Below are 13,909 nucleotides of genomic sequence, written 5' to 3'. Positions count from 1 at the left end.
TCACATCGCGCGATCCGCGCTGCCTCGAGCACGCCCGATCGTCTGAGCGATGCCTTCTCGCGCACCACTGCGCGCGCCCACACATGCCTTGACGAAACGAGTCCTCATGTCCACACCTGAATTGGAACGCCTCGCCGATCCATCGCCGCCCACCCCTCCCGATCGCCCCCGAAGCTGGCGGCCGCTGATCATGCGTCTGCACTTCTACGCAGGCATCCTGGTGGCACCGTTCATCCTGATCGCCACCATCAGCGGCGGCCTCTACGCCGTGGCTCCCACCATCGAACAACTCGTGTATCGCGACTACGTCCACGTGGACACGACCGGTCCGGCCGTCCCCGTCGCCCAGCAGATTCGGGCAGCGCAGGCCGAACGACCCGACCTCACCGTCGCCGCCGTCCGACCTGCAGCCGAGGCCGGCGACACCACTCGGGTGATGTTCACCGACCCGAGCTTGGGTGAATCGCAGCGGCTGGCTGTTTTCGTCGACCCCGCCACCGCGACGTCCGTGGGTGAGCTGGCGGTGTACGGCTCCTCCAGCGCCCTACCGTTGCGCACCTGGATCTCCGAACTCCATCGCCATCTGCACCTGGGGGAGCCAGGTCGCCTCTACAGCGAACTCGCCGCCTCGTGGTTGTGGGTGATCGCGCTCGGCGGCCTGTACCTGTGGATCGAGCGGTATCGACGCAATCGTGACAAGGCCAGGCTGTTGACCTTCGATCGAAAGTCGAAGGGCCGCAACAGGTCCTTGAACTGGCATGGCGTGGCTGGTATCTGGATCGCCGTCGGTCTGATCTTCCTGTCCGCCACCGGATTGACATGGTCCACCTACGCCGGGGAGAACGTCACCGAGCTGCGGTCGGCACTGAGCTGGACCACCCCCGCCGTCACCAAGACGATCGGCTCCTCCGACGCGGCCGCGGCGGGTGACCACTCCGGTCACGGCGGGCATCCGATGGAGATGCCGGCCGACGCATCGACGACGGAGGACAACGTCGGACGCATCGACTCGGTGCTGGGGATCGCCCGAGCCAACGGAATAGACGGTGCCGTGGAAGCGTCCATTCCACAATCGGCCGACACGGCGTTCGTCGTCGCCGAAACCCGTCAGCCCTGGGTGATGTCGAACGACTCCATCTCGGTCGACGGTGCCGCCGGCACAGTGATCGACACCGTGTTCTTCTCCGATTGGCCCCTCGCGGCCAAGCTGTCGGCCTGGGGTATTCAGCTGCACATGGGCACGTTGTTCGGGGTCGCCAATCAGCTTGCGCTGCTTGCGCTCGCCGTCGCGCTGGCATCGGTCATCGTCAGGGGCTACATGATGTGGTGGAAACGCCGCCCCACCAAGGCAAGCGGCCTCACAGCAGGGCGGCCGCCTCTGCGCGGCGGCATTCGCCGCATCTCACCGATGTCCGTCGCCGCGTTGGTGGTCGTCGCTGTCGCTGTCGGCTGGTTCGTCCCACTCCTCGGGCTGAGCCTGGTGGCCTTCCTCGCCGTCGACGTGGTCGTCGGATCGATCCGTCGAGCACGGACCAGAGCTTCCAACTCCACTACTTCCCCACACGAAAGCGAACTGGCATGAATCTCACCCGTCGCATCTCCACACTGTTGGCCGCGCTCTCGGTCACCGGCCTGATCCTCACCGGATGCTCGAGCAACGAGCCGGCCGCCGCGGCGAAGGAGTCCGATTCCGTCGTCGTCCGCGAGCAATGGGTCAAAGCCGCCGACTCCGGTATGACGGCGGCCTTCGCCGAACTGCAGAACACCGGCGATTCCGATGTGCACGTGGTCGGTGCATCGTCTCCGGCGTCGAGCCGAATCGAATTGCACGAGATGGCAACCGGGGCGGACGGGGCGATGGTGATGCGGACGAAGGAGGGAGGCTTCGTCATCCCGGCGGGCGGTACGCACGTGCTCGCCGCGGGCGGCGATCACCTGATGCTGATGGACGTCACGTCGCCGCTGACCCCCGGAGCCGACGCGGAATTCACCCTCGAGTTCGAGGACGCGTCGAGCACGACGTTCACCGCGCAGGTCCGTGACTTCTCCGGGGCCCAGGAGAATTACGAGCCCGGCACCATGGACATGGACGGGTCGGCAACCCCCGCGCCGGCACACGGTGGCTGACAACGAGAACCGGTCACCACGCTCGCTGAGCCGGCGGCGTCTCCTCGGTGGAGGCGTCGCCGCGCTCGGCGTCGCGGGCGTGGGAGCCGCGACCGGTTACGGGATCGTCGGCAACCGAGCCGAGCAGACGGCCACCGGCAGTGAGACCGTGCCGTGGCGCGGCGTCCATCAAGCCGGTGTCGATACTGTTCCGCCGCAGGCACACTCGATGTTCGTCGGGTTGAACATGCATGAGCGCGTCGGACGTGACGAGCTGATCGGGATCCTGAAGGTCTGGACGGAGGACATCGGACGGTTGACGTCCGGTGCACCCGCACTGGCCGATACCGAAGCCGAACTGGCGCTCGAGCCCGCCCGCCTGACGGTGACCGTCGGGCTCGGTCTGGGTGTGTTCGATGCGATCGGTCTGCCGGATCGGCGGCCGTCGTGGCTGGCACCGCTTCCTGCGTTCGGAATCGACCGCCTGGAACCGGGATTCACCGGCGGTGATCTGTTGCTGCAGGTGTGCTCGGACGATCCCGTCACCGTTGCGCACGCTGTGCGGGTACTGACCAAGAACGTGCGCTCGTTGGTGACGATCGCCTGGACACAGCGCGGATTCCGGCGTTCGCGTGGTACCGAGGAATCGGGCACCACGATGCGAAATCTGATGGGACAGGTCGACGGCACCGTCAATCCGGAGGCCGGAAGTACCGACTTCGACGGTCTGGTCTGGGACGACGGGAGCGATCAGCCCTGGATGAAACACGGAACGTCGATGGTGTTGCGGCGCATCCGGATCGAGATGGACACCTGGGACGAGTTGGATCGACCCGGCCGGGAACTGTCGGTGGGGCGAACCCTCGACACCGGTGCCCCGTTGACCGGAACCGCCGAGTTCGACGAGGCCGATTTCGACGCAACCGATCGATTCGGAATTCCGGTCATCCCACCGTCCTCGCACATCGCGAGGGCACGGCATGTTCACGACGGCGAGCGAATCTTCCGGCGGGCCTACAACTACGACGACCCACCGGCTGCCGGATCGCTGTCGAACACCGGCTTACTGTTCGCGAGCTATCAGCGCGATGTGCTCACCCAGTTCCTGCCGATTCAGCAACGACTCGACGAATTCGATGCGTTGAACGAATGGACCACCCCGATCGGTTCTGCGGTGTTCGCGATACTTCCGGGAGTGGTCGACGACGGCTACCTGGGGCAGAGTCTGTTCGGGTAACCGTGACACCTGGGTTTTCACGAGGTGCACTCAGGCCGGTGCCAGAGCTCTGTCCACGTTGGCCAGCGCCAGGCCCATGCTGGTCGTCATGCCTATCCCGGTGGTAACGGTGGCGATGTGCACGCGGTCCACCGGTTCCTCCAGCAGGAACTCCGAACCCGGTGCCGAACAGTAGATTCCCTGCCATCGCTCGGTGACGTCGATGCGGTCTACTCCGAAGAGCGACCGGGCCTCGGTGAGCAGCACCTGGAATCCTTCCTCGCTCTGGAACGGCGACGCGGTGATCTCACGAACGTGAGTGTCGCCGAGCAGGATCGATCCGTCCGGTTGTGGGGTGTACATCTGGTGCAGATCGAGCCCGACGTAGCCGGGATACTCGGCCTGCAGGCGGGCAGCGACGTCGGCAACGGCGGGCAGGTTCTCGAAACCCGAGTACCTGAGGAGCGACCAACCGGTGAACAGCGGTGTGGGTAGCGGTGCGTCGAGGGGGAGAGTGGCGCGCAGCATGTGCAACCGACATCGCACCAGTGCGTCGCGTTCGGCGTACTCGGGAAACAGTCGATCGATGTCGTGGTTGACGGTGACGAAGGTGGTGCCGGCCCGCAGTTCCCCGCGCGAGGTGTGGACTACGCCGGGGGCGAACGACGTTGCGGCGGTGCGCCAGAAGAAGTCGACCCCGGAGCTGTCGAGCCAACGTGCGATGGCCGGGGCGGCGGCGCGTGGGTCCACTTGGACGTCCAGCGGCAGATACATGCCGCCCACCACGTCGGTGTCGGCAATGGGGAGTCGGTCCAGTACCTCGGTGCGGCCCAGTAGTCGTACCTGCTCCTTGCCCCGCAGTTCGGCGAACTGCTCGAGCACTGCGTACTCGTCCTCGTGCCGGGCAACGCAGTGCGTCCCGGACTCGACAGCCCAGAAACCTGCCGTACGGGCGAGGTCGAGCCAGTGGCTGCGGCCGGCCCGAGCGTAGTCGAGTGCAGTACTGGATTGCGCTGTGATGCAGGCGTGTCCGAAGTTCTGCACCGATGCACCTGCCACCCGATCGGCATGATCGACCACCGCTACCGTCAGGCCGCGTCGGTGAGCGTGATAGGCGTGAGCGAGACCGACGATCCCGGCACCGACAACAACGACGTCATATTCTGTGGTCATGTCAGGCATCCATGACTGCGGTGAAGGTCATCCGGTCTCCGCGGTAGAGCGACCGTCGGTGTTCGATGGGAACCCCGTTCGTGTCATAGGAGACGCGGCCGAGCAGAAACATCGGTGTGCGGGTGTCGACGGTGAGGAGCGCCGCTTCTCGGGCGTCGGGAAGGACGGTTTCGATGGTGTCGACCACTCGTCCGAAGACGACTCCGCGCGTTCGCAATTCGGCATACAACGACGTTCGGTGATCGAAACTGTCCTGCAGCCCCGGAATACGGTACGCGGGGATGCGAGTCGTCTCGAGACCCACTCGGACGTCCCCGGTGGTGAAGACGCGCTCGAGTTGGACCACCTCCGAACCGGTCTCGATTCCGAGTAGATCCGCGAGGGCGTCGTCAGCTCGGAACGTGTCCCAGCCGACCAGAATTCGGGTGGCACTCATGCCCTTCTCGCGCGCTGCCTCGGTGTAGGACCCGATGGCCAACGGCAATACCACCTTGGGTTCGGCAACGACGGTCGCTCGTCCGCGGCGTTCGATTCGACCGGCCACCAACAGTTCTCGAATGGCTTGACGCAAGGTCTCGCGTGAGACGTCGTATCGATCGGCGAGATCGCGCTCGGACGGAAATGCGTCGCCTGCCGTCATGCCGTCGAGCATGTCGTCGAGACTTCTACGCACGATCTGGTGCTTGAGCACGCGGGGTTCGCTGTCCACAACCATGAGCCGACCATAGCACCAATTGGTCTAGACCTAACTGTTGTGTGACGTTCACGAGTCGTTCACTCGAGTTCCATGCAATGGTCTATACCAAACGGCAGTCTCTCACTCATGCCGAACTCCACTACCCCGAACACCAGCACCGACATCGAACTCGTCGTCCTCGACATGGCCGGAACCACCGTCACCGACGACGGACTCGTGTTGGACGCGTTCGACGTCGCGGCCACCGCCGTCGGACTCGCATCCGAGGGACCCGAACGCGACGACGCCCGTCGCTACGTCCTGGACACGATGGGTCAGTCCAAGATCGAGGTGTTCCGTGCACTGTTCGGAACCGAGGACCGTGCCCAGGCCGCCAACCGCGCCTTCGAGTCGGCCTACGAGGCCCGCATCGACGACGGTATCGCGCCCGTTCCCGGTGCGGCGCAGGCCATCACGAAGCTCCGCGAGTCCGGGATCAGCGTCGTGCTGACCACGGGCTTCTCGGCACCGACACAGGAGCGCATCATCGACACGCTCGGTTGGCAGGATCTGCCCGACGCGTTCCTCGCACCCGGTGAGGCCGGTCGTGGCCGACCGCATCCGGATCTCGTCCTGTCCGCCGCGCTGTTCGCCGAGGTCAGTGACATCGCTGCGGTCGCCGTCGTCGGCGACACTTCGAGCGACATCCTGTCCGGTCGCCGGGCCGGCGCCTCTCTGCTGGTCGGGGTGCTCACCGGAGCTCACTCCGTCGACCGACTACGCGAGGCCGGTGCCACGCACGTACTCGACAGCGTCGCCGACCTTCCCCCCATCGTTCTGCCGTGAACACCATCCTCGCCCGAACCTCACCGAACGGACACCCCGCCATGATCGCCACCTCTCACCGTCGCGCTGTGACCGCCGCGGCCGTGCTCTCGGCTGCCGCACTCGTTGCAGCCGGTTGCTCCAGTTCTTCCGATGGAGCCACCACCGAGCAAGGATTCCCCGAAACCATCACGCTCGCTGCCATTCCCGCCGAGAACTCGACCGACCTGAAGGCCAGCTACGACCCGGTCATCGAGCGCCTCGAGAACGAGACCGGAGCAACCGTCGAGTTCATCCAGGCCTCGGACTACGCGGGTGTGGTCGAGGGCCTGATCGCGGGCAATGTCGACCTCGCCTTCTTCGGCCCGTTCGCCTACGTCGTCGCCGGAATCAACGGGGCCGACATGACGCCGCTGGGTGCCGTCGTTCAGGACGAGGGAACTCCGCCCGGCTACCAGTCCTACGGAATCGCCCGTTCGGACAATGCCTCGGTCGACGGGCTCGCCGATTACGCCGGCAAGAAGGTCTGTTTCGTCGACCCCAGCTCGACCTCCGGATTCCTCTATCCGACCGCGGGACTCATCGAGGACGATGTCATCGCTTCCGGTGCGGAGGCCGACATCTCGAGTGCAATGACCCCGATCTACGCGGGTGGACACGACGCCTCGGCCTTGGCCGTCAAAGCCGGTGATTGCGATGCCGGTTTCGCGTTCGACACCATGGTAGACCGAACGATGATCGACAACGGCGAGCTGGCACCCGGCGAGCTGAAGACAGTGTGGAAGTCCGAGATGATCGCCGGTTCGCTCTTCGCTGCCAACAACGATCTCGGTGCCGACGCCATCGCGAAGCTCGAGGACGTCTTCAGCGAGGGCATGAACTCCGATGCCTTCGTCGCGGACGGCATCTGCGCCGAGGAATGCCGCATCACCGACGAGGACGCCTGGGGCGTCGTGCCGGCGCAGGACAGCGATTACGACGGCGTCCGCCACGTATGCGAGGTCACCGGCTCCGAGAAGTGCCAGGGCTGATGATGTCCGCACCGATGGACCGGGGCGATGTCGTGGTCAGCGTTCGCAATGTCACCAAGACATTCGGACCCACCACCGCGCTCAGGGACGTGAATCTCGACGTGCACAACAGTGAGATGTTGGTACTGCTCGGGCTTTCCGGCTCCGGGAAGTCCACGCTGCTGCGGTGCATCAACGGGTTGCAGCCCGTCACCTCCGGTAGCGTCACCGCCCTCGACACTCGCGTCGATCTGGCGAACCGTCGCCGAGTGCGCGAACTGCGCCGCGATGTCGGTTTCATCTTCCAGCACTTCAATCTCGTCGGTCGGTTGAGCTGTCTCGAGAACGTACTCGTGGGCGGCATCGGTCGCCTGTCCTTCCCGCGCTACGGAGCCTTCACCTATCCGAAAGCGATGCGGGAGGAAGCCCGGGCTTGTCTCGACCGAGTCGGGTTGGCGGACTTCGCGCAGCGGCGGGCCGACACGCTGTCGGGCGGGCAACAGCAACGGGTGGCGATCGCACGCACCCTGATGCAGCGTCCGCGGATCGTGCTCGCGGACGAGCCCGTCGCCTCGCTCGATCCCGAGAACGCGGGCGTGGTGATGGATCTGCTGCAGCGGGTGTGCAGCGAGGAGAAGCTGACCGTGGTGTGCACCCTGCATCAGGTCGATCTTGCGCTCGGCTGGGCGCATCGGCTCGTGGGTCTGCGGGACGGTCGGGTGGTGCTCGATCGCCCGGCCGCCGGTCTCCGGCGCGAGGACATCATGCCGATCTATCAGCGGATCGCGCCCGACCCCGGAAACATGACCGCGGTGGCACCGACATGACCGTCACGGTCGAACCGAAGCCCACGAACACTGCTGCACAGAACGATCCGCGGCGACGTCGATGGCTGTTCCCGGCGCTGGGCGTCGCCGCGCTCGTCCTGACCGTGCTCTCGGCGGGGTACATCGACTTCGCGCCGACGACCCTGATCGACGGTCTCGAAGACGTCGGCAACCTGCTCGAGCGGATGCTGCCGCCCCGCGTGGACGATACAGGGAGGATCGTCTCCCTCGCACTCGACACATTGCTCATGGCAGTACTGGGCACCGTGCTCGCAGCGATCGTCTCGGTGCCGTTGGCGTTTCTCGCGGCGCGCAACACCTCGCCGCATCCGGTCCTCTACAGCGTTGCTCGCGCCGTCATCACGTTCTGCCGGGCGATGCCGGATCTGCTGTTCGCGGTGCTGTTCGTCAGGGCGCTGGGGATCGGAGTGTTGCCCGGCATCCTCGCCCTCGCACTGCATTCCATCGGCATGCTCGGCAAGCTGTTCGCCGATGCCATCGAAGAGACCGACGTGGGACCGCGAGAGGCGATCCGTGCCGCCGGTGCCGGCTACTACCGGGAGATGATCAACGCCGTTGTTCCGCAGGTCGTTCCGGCGTGGATCGGAGCCTTCGTCTATCGAATCGACATCAATCTGCGCATGTCGGTGGTCCTCGGCTTCGTCGGGGCAGGCGGTATCGGGTTCGCCCTGCAGGACGCTCTGCGGGGCCTGATCTACCCGCGTGCTCTCGGCATCGTACTGGTGATCCTGGTGATCATCGCCGCGATGGAATTGGCGGCGATGGCTCTTCGCCGCATGTTGCTGGTGCCGTCCGCGGCCGGCCCGCAGCGCGATCGACTGATGCGCATCGGAGCGTCGGCCGTGCTCGTCGTCGCGGTCGTGGCGTCGTTCGTGGTGCTCGAATTGGATCCGCGCTCGCTTCTGACGTGGATCGGGCCGTCGATCGAGGTGTTCGGGCGTATGGTCCCACCGGACTTCTCCGCGCTGGGAGCGGACCTGTTCGACGCCGCCGTACAGACCGTTGCCATCGGAGTCGTGGCCACCGCCATCGGTATCGTTCTGTCGATACCCGTCGGAGTTCTGGCCGCGCGCAACGCAACTCCGCATCCCGCGGTGTACTGGGTCGCGAGATCCTGGATCCTGCTGGTCCGCGCGGTACCCGAACTCATCCTCGCTGTCGTATTCGTCGCGGCGCTCGGACTGGGCCCGGTGGCGGGAACCTGTGCACTGGCCATCGGGTCCGTAGGATTTCTCGGCAAACTCGTCGCCGACGCGATCGAGGAGATCGATCCCGGTCCCCTCGAAGCGGTGGCGTCGGTCGGTGGCGGTTGGTGGAATCGGACACTGAGTGCCGTTGTTCCTCAGGCCATTCCGTCGATGGTCGGTTCGAGCCTGTATCTGCTCGACGTGAACATCCGCACCTCGACCATCCTGGGGATCGTCGGTGCAGGCGGTATCGGCTTCCTGCTCTTCGAGTCGATTCGTACTCTGAACTTCGACGTCGCCGGTGCGATCGTTCTCGTCATCTTCGTCGTCGTGTACATCGTGGAAAGGATCTCCGGATGGATCAGATCATTGTTGGTCTGACACAGGCCGCCGTCTGGACGGGGAGCGGAATCGAACTGCGCGACATGGAGATTCCTACTCTCGAATCGGGTGAGGTGTTGGTGCGCGTCGATCTCGCCACGGTGTGCGGAAGCGACCTGCACACCGTGTCCGGTCGACGGCACGGTGCGTGCCCGTCGGTGCTCGGGCACGAGGCCGTCGGTCACGTGATTGCCGTCGGCGATGCGGTATCGGCTGTCGAGGTGGGGGATCGGATCGTCTGGTCGGTCACGGTGTGCTGTGGTCGGTGCGCCCGATGTGTCCGCGGGTTCACGGCCAAATGTTCGGCCGTGCGCAAGGTGGGTCACGAGTCTGCCGAGAGCGCATGGGCTCTCAGCGGCTCCTATGCTCGACACATCGTGCTCCCACGCGGAACCGCAGTGGTCCGAGTTCCCGACACCATGCCCGACGCCGTCGCCGCGCCCGCAGCGTGTGCGACAGCGACGGTGATGGCCGCCCTCGACGCCGCCGGTGCGCTCGACGGTCGACGAGTGCTGATCGTCGGGGCAGGGATGCTGGGGGTGACCGCCGCTGCGGCGGCCAGGGAGCGAGGTGCAGCGGTGTCGGTTCTCGACCGAGACCTGCAGCGGCAGAGACAATCCCGTGCATTCGGGGCCGTGGAGGACGACGGTGCACACACCGATGTGGCCATCGACTTCTCCGGATCGTCCTCGGCTGTGCAGGCGGCCTCGGGGCGACTCGACGTCGGTGGGCGGCTCGTCCTCGCCGGCTCCGTCGCGCCCGGTGCCCCGATCACCGTCGACCCCGAAGCGGTGGTCCGAAACTGGCTGACCATCACCGGAATCCACAACTACGAGCCGCGGCACCTCCACCAGGCCGTTGCCTTCCTCCGTGATACCGGCGAGAAGTATCCGTGGGAATCCCTCGTCGAGGCACCGGTTCCATTGGCCGAACTCGAATCCGTATTGCGGCCGACGCCGTCGGGAATTCTCCGGTCGTCGGTCGCGCCCTGGGCTCACGGTCTGTCGACGAGGTCCAACGACTGTCCGGCGCGTCCGGCCGGTGTCGCTTCACGGTGATGTCGGCGTCGGCGGAGGCGCTCATCGCACGAGCGGGCCGAGCGTGCGATTACGGTTGTGCCGAGCGGGATACCCCAGAAGCATGCCCGAAGGCGACACCGTATTTGCACTGGCCGCAAGGTTGCGTCGAGCATTGGACGGCGCGACGCTGCGGGCCGGACGGCTGCAGGTGCCGGCGCACGCAGTCGAGAATCTGGCCGGGCGAACCGTCGTCGGGCATCGAACACACGGCAAGCATCTGCTGACCGATTTCGAGAACGACACGACGCTGCACACACATCTGCGGATGAGCGGTTCGTGGACGGTGGTGCGGGCCGGTCGTTCGATTCCGCAGCGCATCCGACCCGACGTGCGCGTCCGGCTTGCCGTGGTCGACGGGCCGACCGCCTACGGAGTTCTGCTGCCGGTCGTCGACTACGGATACACGAAGGACATGAACGCGCTGATCGCGCATCTCGGGCCGGACCCGCTGCACCCGACGTTCGACGCCGAGCGCGGAGTTGCCAACATCGCGGCCCAGGGAAGTCGGCCGATCGTTGCGACGTTGTTGGATCAGCGGGTCATCGCCGGTCCCGGAAATCTGTGGGCCAACGAGCTGTGTTTTCTGCGCGGCCTGTGGCCGTGGACGCCGTCGAGTGATGTCGACGCGCAGAGATTGGTCGCGTTGCTCGAGCGGGCGATGCGTCATTCGGCGACAGTTCCGGGTGCGATGCAGGTGACCACCGGGGACACTCGCCGGGGCCGATCACACTGGGTTGCAGGGCGGGCCGCAAAGCCGTGTCTGCGGTGTGGAACGGCGATTCGGGTGGTCGCGGAGACACCAGGAGACCTGAACAAGCGTCGAACATGGTGGTGTCCGACCTGCCAACCGGAGCGCTAGCGACGAGCGGTCGATCGCTGTTGGCTCAACGACATAACCGCCCGCGGGTATCGCGTGTTGCCTGCCGATACCAACGATTGCTTTCCTCGTGACCGAAAGATCGAAACCTGGGGGTCGTCAGAAGGTCGAATTGGTCGGGTGGTCGGTATCGACCAAGTCGTGAGCCACCTTGTGCAAAGGCTGATTCTGCTGCTGCGACAGCTTCGCCAGCAGCTCGAACGCCTGCACCGCGTCGAGATCGTAGCGTTCCATGATCATTCCCTTGGCTTGGCCGATGATGTCGCGACTGGCCAGGCCCGTCCGGAACTGCTCGTTGTCGCGGGCGCTGAGCAAGGCAATGGCGGCATGCGCTGCGAGGGCTTCCCCGATCTCGACCGCGTCGACGTCGAAGGCTCGCGGCTCGTCACTGTAGAAGATCAACGCACCGAGGTCGTCGGCGTTGCTGTAGAGCTGAAACGCCGCCAAGGATTTGAATCCCTCGTTCACGGCCAGAACCGCGAACTCCGGCCATCGTGGCTCGGACGTGAGGTCGTCCGAGACGACGACATCGAAGTGGCGAACCTCGGTGGGAATCGGGCCCTCGTCGAGCTCGTACTGCAGTCGACACAGCTTTTCGGCCAGGGGGTCGGTGGATGCCACCACGGTGCGGACGCCTTTGCTGACCGTGGTGACGCAGCCGACGGTTGCACCCGGTATGAGCCGAATGGAGGTGCGCAAGATCTCTGCCATCGTCTCGGGCATCGAACGGCGGGTATCACGCAACGACCGCGCGAATTCGGCGAGTGACGATGCAGGGGACGATCCGGGAAGGTGCACATCGGGCGATGATTGCGACATTCACACGGTCCTCTCGCATAGGACCCCTGCCGCTCTTCGCCGGAGAGATCCACGATCTTGCGCCTTCTGCTGGACGCCCGTGCCGGCTCGAGAGCCAGCGCTGTGCACTTTATACGCTTCCGCCGAAACGGTTGTACGTCGCACAGCGCGAGGGCCGCCGATCACCTGATCGACGGCCCTCACAGAGATACGACTTACTTGAAGGTGTCCTTGATGTTCTCGCCGACCTTCTTCACGCCTGCCGAACCCTGATCCTTCTTGCCCTCGGCCTCGAGGTCCTTGTTGTTCGTGGCGTCGCCGACAACTTCCTTCGCCTTGCCGATGGCGTCCTCTGCTGCGTTCTTGGCCTTGTCGATGAAGCTCATGTGAGTTCCTTTCCTCGTGCCGGGTTGGTACTGAAGACTTAGTCGGAGCCCGTCGACGAAAGCGCACGTTCGCATGTTGAGATCTGGGTCACAGGTACCGTCGACGTTTCCGTGGTGCCTGCGGTGGTTACATTCGACCGATGATGGTCGCCAAGGTGGACAGTTATCAGCGCAGGCATCCGTCGGCGGGTTTCCCGCTGGCAGTGCTGTACAAATTTCTCGACGACCGTGGCGGCTACCTCGCGGCCCTCATCGCGTACTACTCGTTCCTGTCGTTGTTCCCGTTGCTGCTGCTCTTCACCACCGTGCTGGGAATCGTGCTGGCCGGGGACCCCGAACTGCAGACCCGCATCATCGATTCGGCCATGAGCCAGATCCCGGTCATCGGTGATCAACTCGGACAGCCGGATCGCCTCAGCGGCGGAACGACCGCCATCGTCATCGGCGTGGTGGGGTCGCTGTACGGCGGACTGGGAGTGTCACTGGCCGCTCAGTACGCAATGAACACCGCGTGGTCGGTCCCGCGAAACGAACAACCGGATCCGATCAAGGGTCGGCTGCGCGGGCTGGTGCTGCTCAGTACCGTCGGCACCGCCATCATCGGACTGACCGTTCTCAACGGCGTCGCGTCCTCGGGCGTGTTCGGATTCGCCGGCGGCGCACTGGCACTCGTCGGAGCAGTCGTGGTCAACGCCGTGGTCTTCATTGCCGCGTTCCGCATCGGGACCGCCCGCGCCCTGAGTGTGCGCGAGGTTCTGCCCGGCGCCGCGATCGCCGCGGTGATCTGGCAGGCACTGCAATCGTTCGGCGGCATCTACATTCGCTATGTCGTCGGCAACGCCAGCGCCAGCAACGGGATCTTCGCGATCGTCCTCGGCCTGCTCGGCTTCCTCTACGTCTCGTCGGTGCTGATCGTGCTGTGCATCGAAATCAACGCCGTACGCGTCGACCACCTGCATCCCCGAGCGTTGTTGACGCCGTTCACCGACAACGTCGAGCTCACCGAGGGTGACAAGAACTCCTACACCGGCCAAGCAGAAGCGCAGCGTAACAAGGGATTTCAGGACATCACAGTCACCTACGACGAGCCGGAAGCAGTGACGGAGAAGGATGCGCCGCCGAACAAGTGATGGGTGGTGGTGCGTGGCATCGGCGTGGCATCGGCAGGGGGGCAAATGCGCGCGCGTTTGCCATCCGCGCGCGAACTCGCGCCCGATCACCTGGCTATTCCGCGAGCACCCAACGAATGCGCGCGCATTTGCCCCCCTGCCGATGCCACGCCGATGCCACGCACCACCACCCATCACTTGTTCGGCGGCGCATCCTTCTCCGTCACTGCTCCCGGCT

At 65.2% G+C, this 13,909-nt stretch carries 14 protein-coding genes; 10 read left to right on the top strand and 4 right to left on the bottom strand.

What is annotated here, in order from left to right; genetic code table 11:
• Window positions 1–106 precede the first annotated feature (106 nt).
• The 3 genes from CH256_RS20675 to CH256_RS20665 are packed head-to-tail and all read left to right on the top strand — an operon-like array spanning window position 107 to window position 3,343.
• Window positions 107–1,582, top strand: coding sequence for a PepSY-associated TM helix domain-containing protein (locus CH256_RS20675; protein WP_094670478.1), 1,476 nt, complete (start codon window positions 107–109; stop codon window positions 1,580–1,582).
• Window positions 1,579–2,127, top strand: coding sequence for a copper chaperone PCu(A)C (locus CH256_RS20670; RefSeq protein WP_179272167.1), 549 nt, complete (start codon window positions 1,579–1,581; stop codon window positions 2,125–2,127). Before CH256_RS20675 ends, CH256_RS20670 begins: the two co-directional genes overlap by 4 nt.
• Complete coding sequence (locus CH256_RS20665) at window positions 2,120–3,343, top strand: Dyp-type peroxidase (protein WP_094670477.1); 1,224 nt, start codon at window positions 2,120–2,122, stop codon at window positions 3,341–3,343. The genes CH256_RS20670 and CH256_RS20665 overlap by 8 nt, the downstream gene beginning before the upstream one ends.
• Before the next feature lie 30 nt (window positions 3,344–3,373).
• Here the strand turns inward: CH256_RS20665 and CH256_RS20660 are convergent, their stop codons facing one another.
• Complete coding sequence (locus CH256_RS20660; protein ID WP_094670476.1) at window positions 3,374–4,495, bottom strand: TIGR03364 family FAD-dependent oxidoreductase; 1,122 nt, start codon at window positions 4,493–4,495, stop codon at window positions 3,374–3,376.
• 1 nt (window position 4,496) lies between these two features.
• The gene (locus CH256_RS20655; RefSeq protein WP_179272166.1) at window positions 4,497–5,210 is read right to left on the bottom strand and encodes a GntR family transcriptional regulator; all 714 of its coding nucleotides are present in this window, start codon (window positions 5,208–5,210) and stop codon (window positions 4,497–4,499) included.
• Between the two features lie 108 nt (window positions 5,211–5,318).
• Between CH256_RS20655 and CH256_RS20650 the strand changes: the two genes are divergently transcribed.
• The 6 genes from CH256_RS20650 (at window position 5,319) to CH256_RS20625 (ending at window position 11,360) form a co-directional block, all read left to right on the top strand.
• Window positions 5,319–6,017 (top strand): phosphonatase-like hydrolase, encoded by a 699-nt coding sequence (locus CH256_RS20650; protein ID WP_179272165.1) that lies wholly within the window; start codon window positions 5,319–5,321, stop codon window positions 6,015–6,017.
• A 41-nt stretch (window positions 6,018–6,058) separates the two neighbouring features.
• A complete protein-coding gene (locus CH256_RS20645) occupies window positions 6,059–7,027 on the top strand; it encodes a phosphate/phosphite/phosphonate ABC transporter substrate-binding protein (RefSeq protein ID WP_094638269.1) in 969 nt (322 codons plus the stop codon).
• The gene (phnC, locus tag CH256_RS20640) at window positions 7,027–7,833 is read left to right on the top strand and encodes a phosphonate ABC transporter ATP-binding protein (RefSeq protein WP_179272164.1); all 807 of its coding nucleotides are present in this window, start codon (window positions 7,027–7,029) and stop codon (window positions 7,831–7,833) included. Before CH256_RS20645 ends, phnC begins: the two co-directional genes overlap by 1 nt.
• Entirely contained in the window at window positions 7,830–9,422 is a 1,593-nt protein-coding gene (gene phnE, locus CH256_RS20635) for a phosphonate ABC transporter, permease protein PhnE (protein WP_094670474.1), read from the top strand. Before phnC ends, phnE begins: the two co-directional genes overlap by 4 nt.
• On the top strand, window positions 9,398–10,480 hold the full coding sequence (locus CH256_RS20630) for a zinc-binding dehydrogenase (protein WP_094670473.1): 1,083 nt from the start codon (window positions 9,398–9,400) through the stop codon (window positions 10,478–10,480). The genes phnE and CH256_RS20630 overlap by 25 nt, the downstream gene beginning before the upstream one ends.
• A gap of 82 nt (window positions 10,481–10,562) precedes the next feature.
• A complete protein-coding gene (locus tag CH256_RS20625; protein WP_094670472.1) occupies window positions 10,563–11,360 on the top strand; it encodes a DNA-formamidopyrimidine glycosylase family protein in 798 nt (265 codons plus the stop codon).
• 117 nt (window positions 11,361–11,477) lie between these two features.
• Here the strand turns inward: CH256_RS20625 and CH256_RS20620 are convergent, their stop codons facing one another.
• Together CH256_RS20620 and CH256_RS20615 are read right to left on the bottom strand one after the other, a co-directional pair.
• Window positions 11,478–12,197 (bottom strand): GAF and ANTAR domain-containing protein, encoded by a 720-nt coding sequence (locus CH256_RS20620; RefSeq protein ID WP_068056101.1) that lies wholly within the window; start codon window positions 12,195–12,197, stop codon window positions 11,478–11,480.
• 194 nt (window positions 12,198–12,391) lie between these two features.
• Window positions 12,392–12,562, bottom strand: a complete 171-nt coding sequence (locus CH256_RS20615; protein ID WP_027495724.1) for a CsbD family protein — start codon at window positions 12,560–12,562, stop codon at window positions 12,392–12,394.
• 140 nt (window positions 12,563–12,702) lie between these two features.
• Here CH256_RS20615 and CH256_RS20610 point away from each other — a divergent pair, with 140 nt between their 5' ends.
• Window positions 12,703–13,692 carry a YihY/virulence factor BrkB family protein gene (locus CH256_RS20610; RefSeq protein WP_373454852.1) on the top strand — a complete coding sequence of 330 codons (990 nt, stop codon included), beginning with the start codon at window positions 12,703–12,705 and terminating at the stop codon, window positions 13,690–13,692.
• The last annotated feature ends 217 nt before the right edge of the window (window positions 13,693–13,909 follow it).

It is taken from the genome of Rhodococcus sp. 05-2254-6, assembly GCF_002258565.1.
In the GTDB taxonomy this organism is placed as follows: Bacteria; Actinomycetota; Actinomycetes; order Mycobacteriales; family Mycobacteriaceae; genus Rhodococcoides.
This window is presented reverse-complemented; position numbering and strand designations above follow the sequence as displayed.